The following is a 20,184-nucleotide window of genomic DNA, read 5'->3' as shown; positions in this document are numbered from 1 at the left end:
CGCGCCCGGCATAGGGGCAGCGTCCTGACATAAAGAGAAGCCCATGCGCCCCTTCATCCTGCCTATCATCGCCGCCATTTCGATCGCGGCCCCCGCCGCCGCGGCCGAGCCCACGATCGATCAGGTCCAGGCGCATTTGCGCGGGATCACCACGATGACCGCCGATTTCGTGCAGACCGACAAGATGGGCAAGGCGGTGGGCGGAAAGCTCACCCTGCGCCAGCCCGGCCGCATCCGCTTCCAATATGAAAAGGGCGTGCCGCTGTTGATCGTCGGTGACGGAAAGTGGCTGACGATGATCGACTATTCGGTGCGACAGGTGTCGCGCTGGCCGGTCGGAGGATCGCCCTTGTCGGTGCTGATCGATCCCAAGCGCGACATTGCGCGCTATGTGAAGCCGGTTCCCTCGCCGATGCCGGGCACGATCATGCTGGAGGGTCGCGATCCCAAGCATCCCGAATTCGGCACGATCAGCATCGTTTTCGCCAAGGGCAGCGGCCCGGGCGGGCTCGCCCTGCAGGGCTGGACCGTGCTCGACGCGCAGAACGGACGATCGACCGTGCGGCTGTCGAATCAGGCCTATGGCGCACCGATCAGCGACAGGACGTTCAAATGGGACGATCCCCGCCCGCGCAGCCTCGGTAAATAATCGCCCTGTTCATGTGGGCGACAGGAACGCTTGTCTAGAGATGGTCATGCGGTCGCGGTGCCCGGAATTCCCCCTGTTGTCCGGGGTCACATCGCGTCCCGCCTCGCGTGAAGAACGCCAGGTAGGCCCTCGCTCCTCGCCCCCGGAGCGAGGGCCATTCCTTTTCCGGCCGCTTCGATTATCCTTGCGCTCATGAAGCAGACCATGACCGGCGGCTGCCAGTGCGGGCGCGTGCGTTACAGCGCGCAGATATTTAGCGACGACGCTTATCTGTGCCACTGCCGGATGTGCCAGCGCGCGACAGGCGGGGTTTCGATCGCGTTCGTCAATCTGAAGAAGGCCGACCTGCACTGGGCGCATGAGCCGGACTATTATGCGAGCTCGCCGATCGCGCATCGGCCGTTTTGCTCCGCATGCGGAACGCCGCTCGGCTTCGCCTATCCCGACAGCGAGAATATCGACCTGACCGTCGGCAGCTTCGACGATCCGTCGCGTTTCGTGCCCAGGCATCATTTCGGCGTGGAGACGATGCACGAAGCATGGATCGACACGACGGACTTGCCCCGCTACCGGATCGATCAGAACCCCTCCACCGTCGACCGATGGATGAACAAAGTTGGCAAACTCCCCGACTGACCTGACCACGCACCATTTCAAGGGCGCGCACGGCGACCAGATGGCCTGGCACGAGATGGGCCCGGCCGATGGTCGCCCGCTGATCCTGATCCATGGCCTATTCTCGAACGCTTTCACCAACTGGGTAAAATATGGTCATGCGGCAAAGCTGGCCGCGAAGGGCCGGCGGGTGATTATGCCCGATCTGCGCGCCCACGGCGAAAGCGCGCGCAGCCACGACAAGGCCGATTACACGCCCGATATTCTGGCCGACGACAATCTCGGTCTCGTCGAGCAACTCGGCTTCGGTCCGGGCGACTATGACCTGGGTGGTTATTCGCTGGGCGGGCGCACGACTGCGCGGATGCTGGCGCGCGGGGCGAAGCCGGGCAAGGCGATGCTGTCGGGCATGGGCCTCGAAGGGCTGCTCGATCTGGCCAACCGCGCGGATTTCTATCGCGGCGTCCTCGAAGGGCGCGGCACGCATCAGAAATTCTCGACCGAGTGGATGGCCGAAGCTTTCCTGAAGACCACGGGCGGCGATCCCGAGGCACTGCTCCTGCTGATGGACAGCTTTCCCGCGATCCCGCGCGCAGCGCTCGACGGGTTCGATATGCCGATCATGGTGCTGACCGGCGCCGACGATAATGACAACGGTTCGGCCAAGTCGCTCGCCGACGCGCTGCCCGACGCTGCGTTCGTGGAAATTCCCGGCAATCACATGAGCGCGGTGACGCTTCCCGACATGGGCGACGCGATCGCGAACTGGTTCTGACCTTTATCCTCCCCCGCCAGGGGGAGGTGGCGCCGAAGGCGACGGAGGGCCGCGGCCAACTCCAGATCATCGCATCCTCCCCCTCCGTCAGCTGCGCTGACACCTCCCCCTAGCGGGGGAGGATTGATAAGAGGCGTTCTATGACCATCGCCACCCTCTTCGCCGCCGTGGTCCGCGCCAAGCCGATCACCGGTTTCATCGTCGAGGACGATCCCGACAGGCCGCAGCTCGCGCGATCGATCGGGCTGCTGCACCTGACGATGATGGGCGTCGGGGCGACGATCGGGACGGGCATCTTCGTCGCGCTGACGACTGCCGTGCCCGAGGCGGGGCCGGCGGTGACGCTCTCCTTCGTCATCGCGGGGATCACCGCCGCGCTGACCGCATTATGTTATGCCGAGCTGGCGTCGGCGGTGCCGGTCGCGGGATCATCCTACTCTTATGCCTATGCGACGCTGGGCGAGTTGCCGGCCTTCCTGATCGGGGCGTGCCTGCTGCTCGAATATGGTGTGTCCTGTTCGGCGATCGCGGTCGGCTGGGGGCAATATTTGAACGAACTGCTCGCGATCACGACCGGCTGGCACATCCCCGACGCGCTCGCCCGGCCGCCGGGCAACGGAGGCGTGGTCAATCTGCCTGCGATCCTCCTGATCGGCATGTGCCTGATCCTGCTGTTGCGCGGGGCGAAGGAATCGGCGACCGCGAACACGGTGCTGGTGTTCGCGAAGCTGGCGGTGCTGGCGCTGTTCGTGGGGATCGCGATCGCGCATTTCTCGGCCGCCAATTTCCACCCCTTCGCGCCCAAGGGGATGGTGGGGATCGGAACGGCGGCTTCGTCGATCTTCTTCTCCTATATCGGCATCGACGCGGTTTCGACCGCGGGCGAGGAGGTCGAAAACCCCCGGCGCAACCTGCCGCTTGCGATTATCCTGTCGCTGCTGATCGTCACCGCCGCCTATATACTCGTGTCCATCGCCGCGATCGGCGCGCAACCGTGGACGGCCTTTGCAGGCCAGGAAGCCGGGCTGGCGGTGATCCTCCACAATCTGACGGGCGCGGCGTGGCCGGCGGTGCTGCTGGCGTTGGGTGCGATGGCGTCGATCTTCAGTGTGACCCTGGTCGTGCTCTACGGGCAGACTCGCATCCTTTACGCGATGAGCCGGGATGGCCTGCTGCCCAAGCTGTTCCAGCGGGTCGACGGGCGGCGCGGGGTGCCGCGGCAGAACAGCTATATCGTGGCGGCCGGCGTGGCGCTGCTCGCCGCCGTCTTTCCGCTCGACGTGCTGGTCAACCTGACGAGCATGGGTACGCTGATCGCCTTTGCCGCGGTCTCGATCGGGGTGATCCTGCTGCGCCGATCGCGGCCCGATCTTCCGCGGGGGTATCGCGTGCCGCTGTTCCCGATCCTGCCGATCGTGAGCGCCGGCTTCTGCGCCTATCTGATCGTCGGCCTGCCGGCTGATACCTATGCCTTGTTCGCGGTGTGGATCGCGGCGGCATGCGTCATCTACTTCGGCTATTCGATTCATCGGTCCGCGCTCGCCTAAAGTTGCACGATTCCCTAAATGGTAGGTGGCGCAGGGGCAGTCTTTGGGTCAGGTGAGATGCCGTCATGCTCGGCGCGTTTCGACGGTGTCACGATGTCCCTGATTTCTCTCCTCTATATCAGCACCAGCACCCTGTCGGCGGACGAGGCGTCGCACGAGGTCGCCCGTATCGTCGCTGTATCGCGCGATTTCAACGCGACCGCCGACATCACCGGCGCGCTGCTCTTCACCGGGCCGCACTTCGCCCAGATACTGGAGGGCGATGAGGCGCCGGTCGCGGCATTGCTCGAGAAGCTGCACCACGATCCGCGTCACCGGGACCTGCGGGTCGTCCAACGCGGCCCTGCGATGATGCGGCGCTGCGCGGGTTGGAACATGGCCTATTCGGGATCGTCGACCGGGGTCGCGAGCTATGTGATGCGCGTCCTCGAGGCGTCCAACGAGGCGACCCGCACCGCCGCCGCCCGGGCGCTCGCGAATCTGATGGTGGAGTTCGTCGGTTAGCGCTTACCCTCTCTCCAAACATGGGAGAGGACGATGGCTGGACGGCTGGACGGCAAGGTGGCGCTGATCAATGGCGGCGGCGCGAAGAGCGATGACTGGAGCAACGGCAAGGCGGCGGCGGTGCTGTTCGCGCGCGAAGGGGCGAGCGTCGTTATCTCCGACATCGATCCCCAGGCCGCTGCCGCGACCGCTGCGATCATTGAGGACGAGACCGGCACGCGCCCGCTGACGATCGAAGCCAATGTCGCGGTCGCGGCCGACATGGACCGCGCGGTTGCGGAGACGATCGCGGCGCATGGCCGGATCGATATCCTGCTCCACATCGTCGGTATCGCGAGCCGGGGCGATCTGCTGACCGAGACCGAAGAGGATTTCGATCGGGTGATGGGCGTCAACATGAAGGGCGCCTGGTTTGCGGCGCGCGCGGCGGTTCCGCCGATGATGGCGCAGGGGCGGGGCGTGATCCTCACCGTCTCCTCGCACCACGGCAATGTCGCGACCGACCGGGGCCAGGCTTTCTCCTACGCGATGTCGAAGGCGGCGCTGAAGCAGATGACGCGCAAGATTGCGTGGGAATATGCGCCCAAGGGCATCCGCGCCAACGTGCTAACGATCGGGATGCTCGATACGCCGATGACCTATCGCAACATGGGCGAACGCGGCGAAGCCTATCGCGCGGCGCGGCACGCCGCATCGCCGACGGGCAAGCAGGGAACGGCGTGGGACAGCGCCTATGCCGCGCTGTATCTGGCGAGCGACGAGGCGGGCTATATCAACGGGCTCGATCTTGTGATCGACGGCGGGCTGACCGTTGGTGTGGTGCCGGTGTTCCGGGAGAATTCCCACTGATCCGCCCCCTGGCGGGGGAGGATTGGTAGTGACCCACTCTTGACCCGCGCGCGTGGGCGATGTTCACATCGCGGCAATCAAGATATTTTCGTGAAGGGGTTTCCATGAAGATCGCGATCCGGGCGGCATCGTCCGCGCTGGCGCTTGCCGCCATTCTCGCGTCCGCCACGCCTGCGCTGGCCAAGAAGAAGGAAGCGGCCGCGCCGGTCGCTGCCGCCGCCGCGCCCACCGCCGCCGATGCCGACGCGTTCGTCGCCTCGGTCGAAAAGGAATATGGCGATTTCTCGCTCTACGGCGCGCAGGTGGCGTGGATCAACGCCACCTATATCACCGACGATACCGACGCGGTTGCTTCGCGCGTCGGCGCCGAGGGCACCGAAATGGGTGTGCGCTTCGCCAAGGGCGCGGCGAAATATGACGGGGTTTCGGGCCTCAATTACGATACGCGCCGCAAGCTCGATTTCCTGAAGCAGGGGCTTGTCCTCCCCGCGCCGTCGACGCCGGGCGCCGCCAAGGAACTCAACGACATCGCGACGCGCATCCAGTCGCAATATGGCAAGGGCCGCGGCACGTTGAATGGCAAGGAAATCAACGGATCCGACATCGAAGCCGAGATGGGGAGCAACCGCAACCCTGCTCAGCTGAAGGAGATGTGGGTCAGCTGGCACGACAATGTCGGCGCGCCGATGCACGACGATTATGCCAAGATGGTCGGCATCGCCAACAAAGGCGCGGTCGAACTCGGCTACAAGGATGTCGGCGCGATGTGGCGCGCGGGCTACGACATGCCTGCCGACGATTTCGCCAAGATGATGGACAAGCTGTGGCTGCAGGTGAAGCCGCTCTACGATCAGGTTCATTGCTACACTCGCGCCAAGCTCAATGCGAAATATGGCGATGCGGTGCAGGCCAAGACCGGCCCGATCCGTGCCGACCTGCTCGGCAATATGTGGGCGCAGGAATGGGGCAATATCTACGACATCGTCGCACCCAAGGGCGCCGGCGACATCGGATATGACATCGGCGACCTGCTGACCGCCAAGGGCTATGACCCGGTCAAGATGGTGAAGACGGGTGAGGGATTCTACTCGTCGCTGGGCTTCGCGCCGTTGCCCGACACCTTCTGGAAGCGATCGCAGATTGTAAAGCCGCGCGACCGCGAGGTGATCTGCCACGCATCGGCGTGGGATCTCGACAACAAGGACGATCTGCGCATCAAGATGTGCACGAAGGTGAACTCGGACGATTTCGTCACGATCCACCACGAACTCGGCCACAATTACTATCAGCGTGCCTATAACAAGCAGCCGTTGCTCTATATGGGCGGCGCGAATGACGGCTTCCACGAGGCGATCGGCGATTTCGTCGCGCTGTCGATCACGCCCGAATATCTCGTCCAGATCGACCTGCTCGACAAGGCGAAGGTCCCGAGCGCGGACAAGGATATCGGCCTGTTGCTGCGCCAGGCGATGGACAAGGTCGCCTTCCTGCCGTTCGGCCTGTTGATGGACAAGTGGCGCTGGGGCGTCTTCTCGGGCGCGGTGCCGCCGCAATATTACAACAAGGCGTGGACCGATCTTCGCCTGCAATATCAGGGGATTACGCCCCCTGTGGAGCGCAGCGACGCAGGCTTTGATCCCGGCGCGAAATACCATATCCCGGGCAACACGCCTTATGCGCGCTACTTCCTCGCGCGGATCCTGCAGTTCCAGTTCTACAAGGCGGCGTGCGACCAGGCGGGCTGGAAGGGGCCGCTCCATCGCTGCTCCTTCTACGGTGACAAGCAGGTCGGCGAGAAGCTGAACGCGATGCTCGAAATGGGCAATTCGAAGCCGTGGCCCGACGCGCTGGAGAAGTTTACGGGCAGCCGTGAAATGGATGGATCGGCGATGATCGCCTATTTCCAGCCGTTGATGACGTGGCTGCAAGAACAGAACAAAAATCAACAGTGCGGCTGGTGATCCGAATTCGGATCATTTGCGTCGAGTCGAAATTGTAAACTGATCGGCCGACAAGTCTGTGCCGCCTTGGGACAGACTTGTCGGCTTTCTTTACAGTCGGAACGGATGCGGATCGAACCTTTGCAATAAAGCTGTCGATTCGATCCCAATTGGCCTTGCTTTTTTGCTTGGAGAGCGGCAGGGCGACGCGCATTCTAATAAAGGGGCGCCGAAATGGGCGGGGGAGCTGGATGAGCAGGACGTCCGGCAACGGTCGAAGGGTGGCATGAACGCGGCACAAATCAATGTCGTGAACCTGCAGTTCATTGCAGTGGTTCTCGCTGCGATTCTTACGGTCGCCTGGCGCAACTTCGCGCGCCCGCAACATGCTGCGGTATGGGCGTGCGCTTATGGCGTCGCATTCTTCGCGTGGCTCACCAATTTCGTGATGCTCACCTATTTCCCGGGTAACGTCTATTTCTTCACGGGGATATCGATCCTCACATGCACGTCGAACGCGCTGATCGCGATCGGCTATATGCAGCGCGCTGGTCAGCCGAAGGCGTGGGTCCGGATCTACAGCGCGCTGATGGTCGCCGCGATCGGCATCGCGATATTCGGTTTCGGCCTCCCGCATCGCGGGCTGCGCGATGCGACGTGGTTATGCTTCAGCGGCGCGATGCTGGCGATCAGCGCGGCCAACGTGACCCGCAGTATCCGCACCGCGACCACGCCCGAGCGTGCGACCGTGGTGATGCTGGTGCTGTTCGCGGCGCTCGACTTCGTGTCAGCGGGCATGGCTCTGCGCCAGGGCGCGGCTGGGCAGGGGGGCGGGCTGGCGGCGTTCCGCCTGACCTTGATCCTGCTCTATCCGCCTGCCTTTGTCGGCGTGGGCCTGGCGACCGTCTTTCTCGTGGCTGCCGATCTGGCGGAGCGGATGCGCTCGCTGGCGGTGTCGGACCTGCTGACCGGCATCTTCAACCGGCGCGGGTTCGAGGAAGCGGCCGAGCGCGCGATCCGCAACGCACAGCGCCAGCGGCAGCCGCTCGCCCTCGTCGTCACTGATATCGATCGGTTCAAGGCGGTCAACGATCGCTTCGGTCACAATGCCGGCGATCGTGCGATCAAGCATTTCGCGATCCGCATGGAGCGCATGGTCCGCCGTGGCGATCTGGTCGGTCGCGTCGGCGGGGAGGAGTTCGCGCTGCTCCTGATCAACACCAACGCCAGCGATGCGCTGGACGTGGTCGAGCGCATCCGCCGCGACGTTGCGGCGATGCCGGTCGCGGGGCCGGAAGGGATTTCGCTGACCGCCAGCTTCGGCATCACCGGGCTGCGGCCCGGCGATACCTCGCTCGCCAGCATGTTCGCCCGCGCCGACCGCGCGCTCTACCGCTCCAAGGTGGAGGGGCGCGATCGCGTCACCTGCGCCGAGGTGATGGAGGAAGCGGGCGGCGGGGCGAAGGCGCTGACCGCGGGCGAGGCGATCTGACCTTCTAATCCTCCCCCGCCAGGGGGAGGTGGCGCCAAAGGCGACGGAGGGGGAGGAGACGGCCAATTCGAATGTGCCCCCGTCCGCCCCCTCCGTCAGCTGCGCTGACACCTCCCCCTGGCGGGGGAGGATGATAAGTTACCTAAAGGGCGGCTCGTTGAACGCGCGCAGCTTGCGGCTGTGGAGGCGTGCGCCTTCGCCGCGCAGCTGGTCGACCGCGGCGATGCCGATCTGGAGATGCTCGGCAATCGCGCGCTCGTAGAAGCGGTTCGCCTGGCCGGGCAGCTTGATCTCGCCGTGGATCGGCTTGTCCGACACACATAGTAGCGTGCCGTAGGGGACGCGGAAGCGATAGCCCTGCGCCGCCAATGTCGCCGACTCCATATCGATCGCGACCGCGCGGCTCTGGCTGAAACGCAGCGCCGAGGCTGTGTAGCGCAGCTCCCAGTTGCGATCGTCCGACGTGACCACAGTGCCGGTGCGCATGCGCAGCTTCAGCTGCTCCATGCTCTCGCCCGAGACGATTTCGGCGGCGTGGGTGAGCGCGTTCTGCACCTCGGCGATGGCCGGGATCGGAATTTCCGGCGGCAGGACGGCGTCGAGGACGTGATCGTCGCGCAAATAGGCGTGGGCGAGGACATAGTCGCCGATCCGCTGGCTGGGGCGCAGGCCGCCGCAATGGCCGATCATCAGCCAGGCGGCAGGGCGCATCACCGCCAGATGATCGGTGATCGTCTTGGCGTTGGACGGGCCGACGCCGATGTTGACCAACGTGATGCCCGAATGATCGTCGGCCATCAGGTGATAAGCCGGCATCTGATGCTTGCGCCACGCGCTGTCGGCGATCACGCGATGCGGATCGGCGTCACCGCGCCGGATCTCAACCCCGCCCGCGCCCGACAGCATCGTGTAGCGATTATCCTCGTTCAGCTGATCGATCGCCCAGCTGACGAACTCGTCGACATAGCGGTGATAGTTGGTGAACAGGATGTAGTTCTGCGTGTGGCCCGCAGGCGTGCCGGTATAGTGGCGCAGTCGCAGCAGGCTGAAATCGACGCGCTGCGCATCGAACAGAGCAAGCGGACGGGGCGCTTCCGGATCCTGCAGCCATAGGCCGTCGGCCAGTTCGTCGCCGATCGCGGCAAGCTCGGTCGACGGGAAGATGCGCGCAAGCTCGGTCGGCGCGGCACCGGTCAGATCGAGATCGTCGCCCGCGTCGAGCACGAAATTGTAGGGGATTTCCTGGCTGCTGAGGCCGACGGCCACTTCGACGCCGAAATCGTCGACCAGCATGTCGATCTGGCGCGCCAGATAGTCGCCGAACAAGGTCGGCTGGGTGACGCTGATCGCATAATCGCCTGCGGTCGACAGGCGGCCATAAGCGCGGCCGAGCGGACCGGGATCGTGGAGGCCGTCATAGCTGACGCGGATTTCGGGATAGGCGAAGGCGCCATTGGAGCGGTCTTCGGGGGCGGGGCGCTTGCCTTCGCGTATATAGAGCGTGAGCGCCGCACGCAGCCGCGAAACCGACTGCCGATAGAGGTCGTCGAGCTGTGCGACGATTTGGGTGGCTTTATCTGATGCCATCAAAACTCCTGTTCTGCTTTTGCGCCGAGGGGTTCGGATCGACCTGCGGTCGCCGGCTTGCCGAACTCCTCTGACGGATTATCGCGACGATTTGCGGAACACGCGCCTCGCCGTGAGGATTTTCCTTACACGAAAAATGACCGCTCTCCAATCCTCGCGGGGGAGCATGTTTGAGGTCACACCCGGTCGCGGAAGCGGATCAGGGGGCCGGCGAGGAAAGGCAAAGCGCGGATCAGGACCATCGCGATCCGCCAGCGCGCGCTGCGTTCATGGACTGCCGCGCTGCGAAGCATCGAGACGCCTTCGCCCGTCGCGCCCTCGCGGATGCGGTCGAGGCCTTCCTCGGCCGCGATTGCGCGTTCGGTCTGGCGGCACATGGCACGCGCATCGCTGGCTTCCGGCCGATTTCCGAGCCGTTCGGCGGCACGGGTGTAAACGGTCAGCGCCGACTGGAGCATCACCGGCACGTTGCTCGACATCTGTCCGGGGCGGCGGCGGTAGCGGGCGAGCGCCTCGGGAACGTAGCCGACCTCCCAGCCGGCCTCGGCCAACCGCAACCACAGGTCGAGATCTTCGGCCGATTTGAGCGTCGGATCGAACCCGCCGACCTCCAGCACCGCGTCGCGCCGCAGGGTCGCGCAGATGAAGACATTGAACTCGCGCCGGATCAGCCGACCAAGGTTCACCGGCGGGCGCTGCGGCACATAGGTCGAGAAGCGCTCGCCCACCCGATCATGCCCGAAATAGGTCGCGTCGCAGCTGACGACGCCACGCTTGGCCGATGCCTCGATCGCCGCGATCATCCGCGCGACATAATGCGGCATATAGGTGTCGTCGGCATCGAGCAGCGAGATCAGGGGCGCGCGTGCTTCGGCGATGGCGCGATTGCGCGCGACGGGCAGCCCGCCATTCTCGGTCCGGAGCAGGCGGATCCGCGGATCACCCGAAAAAGGCTCGAAATATTCCGCGACGCGGGCATCGCCATCATCGATGACGATCGCCTCCCAATCGTCGCGCGTCTGTGCGCGCAGCGAATTGAGCGCGTCGGCGAGCATCGTCGTCACGCCATAAGCCGGGACGATCACCGACAGTGCAGGCGTCCCCGCAGCGGCTTCCCCAGCGTCCATTATTTGCGTCCCCATCGGACCTATCTATAAAATCGACATCATGGATGCGCCAGTCTCTCTCGCGGGCCAATATCTGCTGGCCCTACCCGGCATCGGCGACCCGCGCTTCGAACGCGCGGTGATCGCGATGTGCGCGCACGATACTGACGGGGCCTTGGGAATCGGGGTCGGACGGCTGATTCAGGGCATCACGCTGCACGGTCTGCTGGAACAGGTGGACATCGAACCTGGCGTGGCGCCCGATGCCGCGATCCACGTCGGCGGGCCGGTCGAGCCGCAACGCGGCTTCGTCCTGCACTCCCCCGAATGGAAAGGCGGCGACACGATTCGCATCGACGACCGCTGGGGGCTGACCTCGACGCTCGACGTGCTGCGCGCGATTTCAGAAGGCGTCGGCCCGACACGCTGGCTTGTCGCGCTGGGCTATGCGGGATGGGGCGAGGGGCAGCTCGACGGCGAGATGCGGCGCCACGGCTGGCTGGCGACTCGGGGCGACGACTCGATCCTGTTCGACCGTCACGCGGCCGATCGCTGGGAAGCCGCGATGCGATCGACCGGGATCGATCCGCGATTGTTGTCGGCGACAAGCGGCAGAGCGTGAACTGGGACCGATATCAGCGTGCCTTTTGCGGATAGAAAGTCTCACCCCGCGCAAGCATCTCGACGAAGGCCGCAATCTTTCGCCGCCGCCCGGCGTCAGTCTTCACATTGTGCATGCGGAAGGCGAGGGCGAAGCGGTTCTTCTCGGTCAGCCGGGAGAGCATCGCCCGGGCGGCGGGATCGGCATCGATCGCGGCCTGAAGGTCGTCGGGGATTACGAAGTCCTTACCGCTGCCATAGGCCTTGTCCCAGCGGCCATCGGCCTTGGCGGCGTCGACCTCTTTAAGACCATGTTCGGTCATCCGGCCCTCGGCGATCAGCCGCGCAACATTATCGACGTTGATCTGGCTCCAGATGCTCTTGCGCGTGCGGGGCGTGTAACGCTGGAGATAACTGGTCGCGTCGAAGCTCTTGCGGATAGCGTCGATCCAGCCCCAGCACAAAACCACGTCGATCGCCTCCTTCGGGGTGATCGACGGGCGGCCCGAGGCAACCTTGTGGATCTTGATCCACAGTTCGTCCTCGCTGCCATGATGCCCGGCAAGCCAATCGTAGAAGGATTGCGCGTCGGCGAATTCGCGAACCTTGTCAGGGTTTACGGCAACCGGCGGCACGGATCCCCCTACCGCGCCAGCAGCCGCCGGGCCTGTGCCGCGATCTGCGCGAGCATCGCGGCGCTGGGCGTGGCAGTGATGCGGGCGCGGTCGACCAGCTCCTTGAACTGGGCGACACGCGGGCCGTGGGTCGATAGCCATTCGCGCACCGCGCCGATCGGATCCTTACGGCCATGCTTGCCGAGGAAATCGAGCCGTAGCTGACCGAACTCGCGCACCAGCCCCGCGACAAGCAGGCGATCCCACGCGTCGCCGCTGCGGAAGCGGGCAGCCTCCGCCTTCGCCCAGTCGAGCCCGAGCGCCTCGCCCAGCGTGACATAGGCATCGGTGACGTCGAGTTCGTCGACCGCGAGTTCGCTGGCGAGTGCGGCGGTGCCGATCGCGCCTTCCATCTCGGCCAGGCGCGCGATGCGGTCGACCAGGGCAGCATCGACACCGTCAGCGCTGATATGGTCGCGAAGCTGGCGCGACAGATCGACCGCCTCGGCCTTCAGCAACGTGTCGCGTTCCTTGTCGAGCCGCGACAGGCCGGGCTTGAGGAGGTCGATCCGCGCGCCGATCTCGGCTGCCGGATCGAGGCTGCGGAGCAGATCGGCGACATGCGCGCGGGCGGCGGCGCCCAGCACTTCGAACAAGGTCAGGCGCGGCTGTTCGTCGAGCTTCGCATCCTCGATCGCTTCGAAGATCGCTTCGATATCGAACAGGCGATCGACGGTGATATAGGCCGCGGCGACCTGCGCCATCGATACCGCTTCCTCCTCTGCCATCTCGAACGGGCCGACGAGGCCGAGCCGGTTGATGACGCGGTTGGCGAGCTTGGTCGCGATGATCTGCGGACGCAGGCGGTGCGCGTCGATCGCGGCACCGAAGCGGTCCTGCATCGGCTGCGGGAAGGCGGCGTGGAGCATCGGTGTCAGCGCCGCATCGGCGGGCACATCGCTATTCTCGATCGCGTCCTGCAGCGACAGCTTGCCGTGGCTCAGGATCACCGCGAGTTCGGGGCGGGTGAGGCCATGGCCATCCTGCGCGCGGCGCAGCAGCAGATCGTTGCCGTCGAGCCCTTCGACCGCGCGGTTGATCCGGCCCGACGCTTCCAGAACGTCGATCACGCGGGTCTGCGATGCGACGGCGTCAGCACCGCCACGTTCGGCGAGCGAGAGCGCCAGCGTCTGGAGGCGGTTGTCCTCCAGCACGATATGCGCGACATCGTCGGTCATGCTGGCGAGGAAGCTGTTGCGGTCCTCGAACTCCAGCCGGCCTTCCTGCATTTCGCGGTTGAGCGCGATCTTGATGTTGACCTCGTTGTCCGAACAATCGACGCCGGCCGAATTGTCGATGAAGTCGGTGTTGATGCGGCCGCCTTTGGTGGCGAAGGCGATGCGCCCCGCCTGCGTCACGCCCAGATTGGCGCCTTCGCCGATCACGCGCGCGCCGACATCCTCACCGTCGATGCGGTGGGGATCGTTCGAACGATCGCCGACCTCGGCATTGGTCTGGCTCTTGGCCTTCACATAGGTGCCAATGCCGCCGAACCACAGCAGATCGACCTTGGCCTTCAGGATCGCGGCGATCAGCGCGGAGGGATCGAGCACGTCGGCATCGATGCCAAGCGCCGTCTTCACCTCGGCGGAGAGCGGAATCTCTTTCATATCGCGCGGGAAGATGCCGCCCCCCTGCGAGATCAGGCTCGTGTCGTAATCCGCCCAGCTCGACCGGGGGAGCGCGAACATGCGCTCGCGCTCCGCCCAGCTCCTGGCCGGATCGGGATCGGGATCGAGGAAGATGTGGCGATGATCGAACGCCGCGACGATCTTGAGCGTCTTCGACAGCAGCATGCCGTTGCCGAACACATCGCCCGACATGTCACCGCAGCCGACGACACGGACCACGTCGGACTGAACATCGACGCCCATTTCGGCGAAGTGGCGCTGCACCGAAACCCACGCGCCCTTTGCGGTGATGCCCATCGCCTTGTGATCGTAGCCGTGGCCACCGCCCGATGCGAAGGCGTCGCCCAGCCAGAAGCCGCGATCGGTCGCGATCTTGTTGGCGACGTCGGAGAAGGTGGCGGTACCCTTGTCGGCGGCGACGACGAAATAGGGATCCTCGCCGTCGCGGATCACGACCCTCGCGGGATGTACGACCTTGCCGCCTTCGATATTGTCGGTGATCGACAGGAGCGCGCGGATGAAGATGCGGTAGCTCTCGGTCCCCTCGGCGAGCCACGCGTCACGATCGGACGCGGGCGGCAACACCTTGGGATAGAAGCCGCCCTTCGCGCCCGTCGGCACGATCACGGCATTCTTCACGACCTGCGCCTTCATCAGGCCCAGGATCTCGGTGCGGAAATCGTCGCGGCGATCGGACCAGCGCAGGCCGCCACGCGCGATCGGCCCGCCGCGCAGGTGGATGCCCTCCACGCGCGGCGAATAGACCCAGATTTCGCGCCACGGCACCGGCTGCGGGAGGCCGGGAATGCCGCTGGAGTCGATCTTGAACGCCAGTGCTTCGTCCGATGCGGGCGAGAAGGCATTGGTGCGCAGCGTCGAGCGCACGACCGCGCGGAAGCGACGGAGCATGCGATCATTGTCGATCGCGCTGACCGCCTTCAGCCCCTGCTCGATCGCGTCGTGCAGCTGTTCCGCCTTTTTGTCGTCGCGGCCCTTGGGATCGTGGAGCGCGCGGAAATAGCCGATGATGTCGCGGCCGACGTCGGGCGCGACCGTCAGCGCCTCGATCGCGGTCGCCAGCCCGTACGAAAAGCCGGTCTGGCGCAGATAGCGAAACCACGCGCGGAACAGCACCGCTTCGTGCGGGGCGAGGCCGATCGTGACGGTCAGCGCGTTGAACAGGTCGTTCTCCGCGCGGCCCTCCAGCGTCGCGGCGATCGCGGCCTCGACCACGTCGGTCCGATCGAGCAACGCAATAGCGACATCGGCGCTCGACAGGTCGACGCGGAATTCGTGGATATGGCCGATGCCTGCGAGCGCGGTCGGAACTTCCTCGATCACGCGGAAACCGAAATTCTCCAACACCGGCACTGCTTCGGACAAGGGAATCAGCGGGCCGCGGCGATAGATCTTGAGCCGCAGGCGGGCATCGCCCTCGGTCTCGTCGTCATAGATGCGGACGTTGCGGCCATCTTCGTCGTCGAGCTGGATCAGCCGGGCAATGTCGGCGGCGGCATCGGCTGGCGTCGCTGTGCCGCGATAAGCGGCGGGGAAGGCGGCGGCATAGTCGATTGCCAGGCGCGCCGATCGGCGCGCGGGCAGCAGTTCGGCCAGGCGCGCCTCGACCGCCGGCTCCCAGCCGCGCAGCATCTCACCGATGCGATGATCGAGCGCTGCGACATCGGGCAGGGCCGCGCTTTCGGGGAAGCGCAACGTGTAACGGATCAGCGCAAGATCGCCGTCGCCGAGCTGCAGCGCATAGCTCATCAGCGCGCCACCGGTCGCTTCCGCCAACATCGTGCCGATCTGTTCGCGCCGTCCGGTGGTCAGCAGGTCGCGCGGCAACCAGAGAAACGCGATCAGGTGCCGGCCGAGCGCGGAGGACACCATCTCCAGCTTCGGGCGCGGGCGATCGGCCAGCGACATGGCGGTCAGGACGACCTGCTCGGTCGCGCTGGGGGCGAGGGTGAGCGCCAGATCGTGCGGCAGCTCGGCCATCGCATGGCGCAGCGCCTTGCCGGCATGGCCGCGCGGATCGAAGCGCAGCTTCTCGTCGAGTGCCTTCAGCATCCCGCGCAGGACGGGAATGTTCTCGGTGGGGCTGCGCAGGGCGGCGCTCGTCCACAGACCGACGTGGATCGACAGGCCGGCGATCGCGCCGCCATCGCGCACCGGCACCACGATCATGTCGAGCGCGGCGCGGCGGTGGACGTTGGTGATCGCATCGGCCTTCACCAGCATCGGCACCGCACCCCCGCGCTCGAACCAGGCGAAGGCGTCGGCGCGCGCCGAATCGGACCAGAGCACGGTGTCGCTAACGCGCAGCACGCCCTGCGGATCGCCGGCTTTGCCGTCGCGCGTCTCGATGCGGTGGCCCAGCAGCGTCATCTTGCCGTCGAGGAACCAGCGCAGCAGCGCCGCACCCTCGCCGTCGGGGAGGCGTTCAGCATCGTCGCGCAGCTTGACCTGCAGCGTTTGCCAGTCGCGCACCGCGGCGCGGACCTCGGCCAAGGTGGTTTCGAGTTCGGTGACGAGGGTGCGCCGATTGCGCGCGTCGATGCGATCGGCCTCGACATAGATCACCGACTCGCGGCGTTCACCCTCGGCATCGTCGACGATGTCGGTCAGGGCGCCGGTCGCGTCGCGGCGCACCGCGATGACGGGGTGGAGAAGACGACGGATCTCGATGTCGTGCGCGGTCAGCACGCCCGCGATCGAATCGACCAGGAAGGGCATGTCGTCGTTGACGATAACGATACGGATCGCGCGATCGGTGGCACTGCCCGACACGCTCTGGATCGCGATGGCCGGGACGCCAGGCGCGCGGAGCGCGGCGGTCTCGGCGGCGAAGGCGGCGGCGCTGGCCATATCGGCCTCGCCCATCCCCTCGGTCTCTCCCGGCAGCGCGCCGCGGCCGAGCAAAGCGGCGAAGCGGGCGACGAGTTGGGGGGAAAGTGCGGAATCCTGAGGCCGGTTCATCGGTTCGGCAACATCCATGCTGGTCCACTCCTCGGGCCGCCGCACCTCTGCTCGGGCGCTGGCTATCGAAGGTGAACCATATGGACCCCCTCGCGAGGCGTAACAAGCGCAGGCGCGCCCGTCCGTTCATTTAGCAACGGTCGTGCGCGCGGCTAAGATGTCGCGAAAGCTTGTTAGGCAGGACGTATGCCGCGCGACATTTCGCGGGCGTTATGGCGTTGCTCAGCCCTCGATCGAGCGCAGCACCCGATCGACCAGCGCGTCGGACGCGGGGGCTGGGGCCATTACCGCAAGCGTGCCATTCCCCTCGCGCCGCGCGACGAGCAGAACGAAGTCGCCGCCCGCCGCATCGATCGACACCGTGGCGACCGGCGCCGCATCGCGCAGCCGTTGACGCACGAGGCCGGCCTTGTCGGTCTTGAGCGCGGGGCGGCGTTCGAGCCGTTCGGCGGTAACGACGCCCTTGATGCCGCCGTCGAACTGGCTCAGCCATGCTTCGACCATTCCCGCGCCCAGGCACAGGCGGCGGGCGTGGGTAAGGACGGCGGCATATTCGGTGACGCGCTTGGCATCATAATCGGCACCGAACACCAGCTTGACGATCGGGGTCATCGGCGCGCGCGCCTGAGCCGCGATGCCGGCGCCGTCGATCAAGGCGGTGATCGTCTCCGGATCGGCGTCTCCGGCCAGCGCGATGTCATAGGCCAGGCCGATCGCGCGATAGAGCGACGCGCGACCGCGCTCCTCGCCTTCGCGCGCGGCGGCGGCATGATCGCGTGCGGTCTGGACGAGCGCTTCGATGCGGACTTCGGTCTCGTCTTCCTCGGCGTCGAAATCGGCCCAGTCGATCGCGCCCTCTTCGGGTTCGGGCAGCGGCTGGGCGGGGCCGGCGAAGGCGGTGGTGACGGCGGCAACCACGTCGGCTGGCAGGTCGGTCTCCTCGGCCAGCTTCCAGTTGATGACGCCGTGGACGAAATCGATCGTGTCGCCACTCGACGAATAGGGCATCAGGATGCCGCGATAGAGCGTGGGCTCGCCGCGATTGTTGGTGAACTCGGCCTCGAAGCCCACAGGCGCGCGGTTGCGCAGCACCTCGTCATAATGATCGGTCAGCCGCGACAGGAGCGAGCCGGCAGGCACATCGCCTATCGTTTCGAGATCGCCGTCGAGATCGCCTTCCTCGCGCAGCGCGCGGCCCAGGAAGGTGATCGCCGGATTGCGTGGCGAGATCGAGAAATCGAGGAGGGTGCTGTAGGGGCCGAACTCGCCCAGCATCGCGGCGTCGAGATCGGTGATCGCGGGATAGGATCGCCCGTCGAGCAGCGACACCCAATGTTCATAGGCGCGCACATGCATGCGGCGCTCATCGGTGCCGATCATCGGGGGCATGTCCATGCACGGCTCGTCAGCGACCGGGAAATCCCACTCGGCCGATCCTGCGCCCCACGAACGATAATCTTCCATAGTCCCGATTCCCCGGCGATTCTCTGCCGGCCAGATGGCCCGGATCGCGTTGAGGAATGGTAAACCACGCGGCAATCGCCACGGGTTCGCCAACAAAGCGCGGTCGACGACGCTCGGCACTTGCATGGAGGCTAAGCCGCTGTTAATGGCGCCCCCCTGTCCCCGGGCCGCTTTAGCTCAGTTGGTAGAGCATCGCATTCGTAATGCGGGGGTCACAGGTTCGAGTCCTGTAAGCGGCACCACGACCCCATTCGCCAGCGTCCGCGAAACGGTCGAAAACCATTGAAAAATATGGCATTATCGCCCTCGGTTCATCCGTTGGCGTTCGCCTGAATCCGCCCCCGTCCGGGCGATTTGGGGGCCACGGTGGGGCCACGAGATCAACCCCCAAAAGTCGTGGCCCCACATGGCGCTCAGTCCTCTCGAAGTCAGTTCGGCCAAGCCCGGCCCGAGTCCCTACAAGCTTTCCGACGAGAAAGGCCTGTTCCTGCTCGTCCAGCCATCGGGGGCCCGGCTGTGGCGGCTGAAATATCGCATCCACAAGGTGGATCGGAAATTGTCGCTCGGCGCCTATCCCGAAGTCTCGCTGAAGCAGGCGCGCGACCGGCGCGACGAAGCGCGGCGGATGGTCGGTGAAGGCATCGATCCCGTCGCCGTCCGTCGGCGCGAGAAGCTGTCGCAGGAGGTGCGCGCGGCGACGACCTTCCGCCTCGTGGCCTACGAATATCTCGAGAAGATGGAGGCCGAGGAGAGGTCCGAAGCGACGATGAAGAAAGCGCGATGGTTCCGTGATCTGCTCGACCGCGACATCGGCCCCTTGCCCGCTGCCGACATCACGCCCCAGGAATTGTTCGCCGCGCTCCGCAAGATCGAGCGGCGCGGGCATCGCGAGACCGCCAATCGGACGCGGGCCTTTGCCTCGCGGGTCTTCCGCTATGCGATCGTCTCGGCGCGCGCCGAGACCAAGAGCCTGTCGGAATTCTCATCTGTTCCGGCAGTTCTCGCCCCAGTTGCAGACATCCGCATGAGAGGGCACGCTCGTAATATGCGATGGCAATTTGTAGCCTTGCTGAGCGTGGCTCTCGGAGGCTGTAGCAGCAGCGTCCCCGACGCTACTTCTTTGTGCGATTTGCCTCGGAGCCTTGCGGGATGGTCGGGCGCAACTGTGCGTTGGAAAGGACTAATCGTAAACGCTCAGCCACACGGCATTAGCTTGATATCCGAGGATTGCCGTCATCGAGGAGTTACTATCATCGGTTTTTCTCGCGAGGCAGGTGCCCAATACGCCTTACTACAACAGCGATCCTTTGGATGGGCTTGGGCAGACCTTACCGGGAAGGTCGTAAGCGGCGGGCTGCGGATCGAATCATTCCATCGTGTTGCTTCCCTCTCGGGCGAGGAGGCGTATCAGCGCGCAAGGCGCGTGGGTTTTTGAGCGGCAGCTAACCACCCCAAAGCCGTCGAGTGGGACGCAAAATCGGACTGACAGCTCACAAGTGGCTGCGATACTGGCCCCTATGTCCGATTATAGGGCGCAAACCTGACTTTCACACGCGCGATCGACAGCCTGCCAGACGATAGGGAAGCGTTGTCGGATCAACGGCCAGTAGAGGCGCATTTCAAACGCAGGCACTGTCCTCGTCACGGTAAATAGGATTGGCGATGCGAACCTCAGCTGAAACGAGACTGTACATCCACGAGACGATCGAGATCACCGTTCGTCACCGGCAGGATTTCTAGGCGCATTTCTTGAGCTGGGCAGAGCCGGCGCG

15 protein-coding genes and 1 tRNA gene are annotated in these 20,184 nt (G+C 65.2%); 11 read left to right on the top strand and 5 right to left on the bottom strand.

Translation table 11 applies throughout. The features are described 5' to 3' along the window. Positions 1-43 precede the first annotated feature (43 nt). From FYJ91_RS04950 to FYJ91_RS04915, 8 genes are all read left to right on the top strand, one after another. Positions 44-649: a LolA family protein gene (locus FYJ91_RS04950; protein WP_149521132.1), complete on the top strand. Its 606-nt coding sequence runs from the start codon at positions 44-46 to the stop codon at positions 647-649. A 192-nt stretch (positions 650-841) separates the two neighbouring features. Beyond that, positions 842-1,285: a GFA family protein gene (locus FYJ91_RS04945; RefSeq protein ID WP_149521131.1), complete on the top strand. Its 444-nt coding sequence runs from the start codon at positions 842-844 to the stop codon at positions 1,283-1,285. Further along, entirely contained in the window at positions 1,266-2,039 is a 774-nt protein-coding gene (locus FYJ91_RS04940; RefSeq protein WP_149521130.1) for an alpha/beta fold hydrolase, read from the top strand. Before FYJ91_RS04945 ends, FYJ91_RS04940 begins: the two co-directional genes overlap by 20 nt. Before the next feature lie 140 nt (positions 2,040-2,179). Beyond that, positions 2,180-3,586 (top strand): APC family permease, encoded by a 1,407-nt coding sequence (locus FYJ91_RS04935; protein ID WP_149521129.1) that lies wholly within the window; start codon positions 2,180-2,182, stop codon positions 3,584-3,586. Positions 3,587-3,679: 93 nt separating this feature from the next. Next, a complete protein-coding gene (locus tag FYJ91_RS04930) occupies positions 3,680-4,090 on the top strand; it encodes a BLUF domain-containing protein (RefSeq protein WP_181008355.1) in 411 nt (136 codons plus the stop codon). Positions 4,091-4,123: 33 nt separating this feature from the next. After that, entirely contained in the window at positions 4,124-4,939 is an 816-nt protein-coding gene (locus FYJ91_RS04925) for an SDR family NAD(P)-dependent oxidoreductase (protein ID WP_149521127.1), read from the top strand. A 104-nt stretch (positions 4,940-5,043) separates the two neighbouring features. Continuing rightward, on the top strand, positions 5,044-6,900 hold the full coding sequence (locus FYJ91_RS04920; protein WP_149521126.1) for a M2 family metallopeptidase: 1,857 nt from the start codon (positions 5,044-5,046) through the stop codon (positions 6,898-6,900). Positions 6,901-7,165: 265 nt separating this feature from the next. Beyond that, positions 7,166-8,371, top strand: coding sequence for a GGDEF domain-containing protein (locus tag FYJ91_RS04915; RefSeq protein WP_149521125.1), 1,206 nt, complete (start codon positions 7,166-7,168; stop codon positions 8,369-8,371). Positions 8,372-8,509: 138 nt separating this feature from the next. Here the strand turns inward: FYJ91_RS04915 and FYJ91_RS04910 are convergent, their stop codons facing one another. Both FYJ91_RS04910 and FYJ91_RS04905 read right to left on the bottom strand, forming a co-directional pair. Continuing rightward, positions 8,510-9,958, bottom strand: coding sequence for an AMP nucleosidase (locus tag FYJ91_RS04910; protein WP_149521124.1), 1,449 nt, complete (start codon positions 9,956-9,958; stop codon positions 8,510-8,512). A gap of 176 nt (positions 9,959-10,134) precedes the next feature. Continuing rightward, complete coding sequence (locus tag FYJ91_RS04905; protein WP_181008354.1) at positions 10,135-11,085, bottom strand: glycosyltransferase family 2 protein; 951 nt, start codon at positions 11,083-11,085, stop codon at positions 10,135-10,137. A gap of 40 nt (positions 11,086-11,125) precedes the next feature. On the opposite strand from FYJ91_RS04905, the gene FYJ91_RS04900 reads away from it, so the two are divergent. Further along, entirely contained in the window at positions 11,126-11,686 is a 561-nt protein-coding gene (locus FYJ91_RS04900) for a YqgE/AlgH family protein (RefSeq protein ID WP_149521122.1), read from the top strand. A 13-nt stretch (positions 11,687-11,699) separates the two neighbouring features. Here the strand turns inward: FYJ91_RS04900 and FYJ91_RS04895 are convergent, their stop codons facing one another. The 3 genes from FYJ91_RS04895 to FYJ91_RS04885 all read right to left on the bottom strand — a co-directional run bounded on the left by FYJ91_RS04895 (position 11,700) and on the right by FYJ91_RS04885 (position 18,412). After that, positions 11,700-12,299, bottom strand: coding sequence for a YdeI/OmpD-associated family protein (locus FYJ91_RS04895; RefSeq protein WP_149521121.1), 600 nt, complete (start codon positions 12,297-12,299; stop codon positions 11,700-11,702). Between the two features lie 8 nt (positions 12,300-12,307). Continuing rightward, entirely contained in the window at positions 12,308-16,948 is a 4,641-nt protein-coding gene (locus FYJ91_RS04890) for an NAD-glutamate dehydrogenase (protein ID WP_149521336.1), read from the bottom strand. A 222-nt stretch (positions 16,949-17,170) separates the two neighbouring features. Further along, positions 17,171-18,412, bottom strand: coding sequence for a PAS domain-containing protein (locus tag FYJ91_RS04885; RefSeq protein ID WP_149521120.1), 1,242 nt, complete (start codon positions 18,410-18,412; stop codon positions 17,171-17,173). 166 nt (positions 18,413-18,578) lie between these two features. Here FYJ91_RS04885 and FYJ91_RS04880 point away from each other — a divergent pair. After that, positions 18,579-18,654, top strand: a tRNA-Thr gene (locus tag FYJ91_RS04880). A 164-nt stretch (positions 18,655-18,818) separates the two neighbouring features. Then, positions 18,819-19,847 carry a tyrosine-type recombinase/integrase gene (locus FYJ91_RS04875; protein WP_149521119.1) on the top strand — a complete coding sequence of 343 codons (1,029 nt, stop codon included), beginning with the start codon at positions 18,819-18,821 and terminating at the stop codon, positions 19,845-19,847. Positions 19,848-20,184 lie beyond the last annotated feature (337 nt).

This window comes from Sphingomonas montanisoli (genome assembly GCF_008274695.1).
Taxonomy (GTDB): Bacteria; Pseudomonadota; Alphaproteobacteria; order Sphingomonadales; family Sphingomonadaceae; genus Rhizorhabdus; species Rhizorhabdus montanisoli.
The sequence above is the reverse complement of the archived record's forward strand: the minus strand, read 5'-3'. Positions and strand labels throughout refer to the sequence as shown.

Excerpts from the sequence above, each read along its gene's own strand:
- FYJ91_RS04950 (WP_149521132.1), top strand. The coding sequence starts at position 44 with ATGCGCCCCTTCATCCTGCCTATCATCGCCGCCATTTCGATCGCGGCC.
- FYJ91_RS04945 (WP_149521131.1), top strand. The coding sequence starts at position 842 with ATGAAGCAGACCATGACCGGCGGCTGCCAGTGCGGGCGCGTGCGTTAC.
- FYJ91_RS04935 (WP_149521129.1), top strand. The coding sequence starts at position 2,180 with ATGACCATCGCCACCCTCTTCGCCGCCGTGGTCCGCGCCAAGCCGATC.
- FYJ91_RS04930 (WP_181008355.1), top strand. The coding sequence starts at position 3,680 with ATGTCCCTGATTTCTCTCCTCTATATCAGCACCAGCACCCTGTCGGCG.
- FYJ91_RS04925 (WP_149521127.1), top strand. The coding sequence starts at position 4,124 with ATGGCTGGACGGCTGGACGGCAAGGTGGCGCTGATCAATGGCGGCGGC.
- FYJ91_RS04920 (WP_149521126.1), top strand. The coding sequence starts at position 5,044 with ATGAAGATCGCGATCCGGGCGGCATCGTCCGCGCTGGCGCTTGCCGCC.
- FYJ91_RS04915 (WP_149521125.1), top strand. The coding sequence starts at position 7,166 with ATGAACGCGGCACAAATCAATGTCGTGAACCTGCAGTTCATTGCAGTG.
- FYJ91_RS04910 (WP_149521124.1), bottom strand. The coding sequence starts at position 9,958 with ATGGCATCAGATAAAGCCACCCAAATCGTCGCACAGCTCGACGACCTC.
- FYJ91_RS04905 (WP_181008354.1), bottom strand. The coding sequence starts at position 11,085 with ATGGACGCTGGGGAAGCCGCTGCGGGGACGCCTGCACTGTCGGTGATC.
- FYJ91_RS04900 (WP_149521122.1), top strand. The coding sequence starts at position 11,126 with ATGGATGCGCCAGTCTCTCTCGCGGGCCAATATCTGCTGGCCCTACCC.
- FYJ91_RS04890 (WP_149521336.1), bottom strand. The coding sequence starts at position 16,948 with ATGAACCGGCCTCAGGATTCCGCACTTTCCCCCCAACTCGTCGCCCGC.
- FYJ91_RS04885 (WP_149521120.1), bottom strand. The coding sequence starts at position 18,412 with ATGGAAGATTATCGTTCGTGGGGCGCAGGATCGGCCGAGTGGGATTTC.
- FYJ91_RS04875 (WP_149521119.1), top strand. The coding sequence starts at position 18,819 with ATGGCGCTCAGTCCTCTCGAAGTCAGTTCGGCCAAGCCCGGCCCGAGT.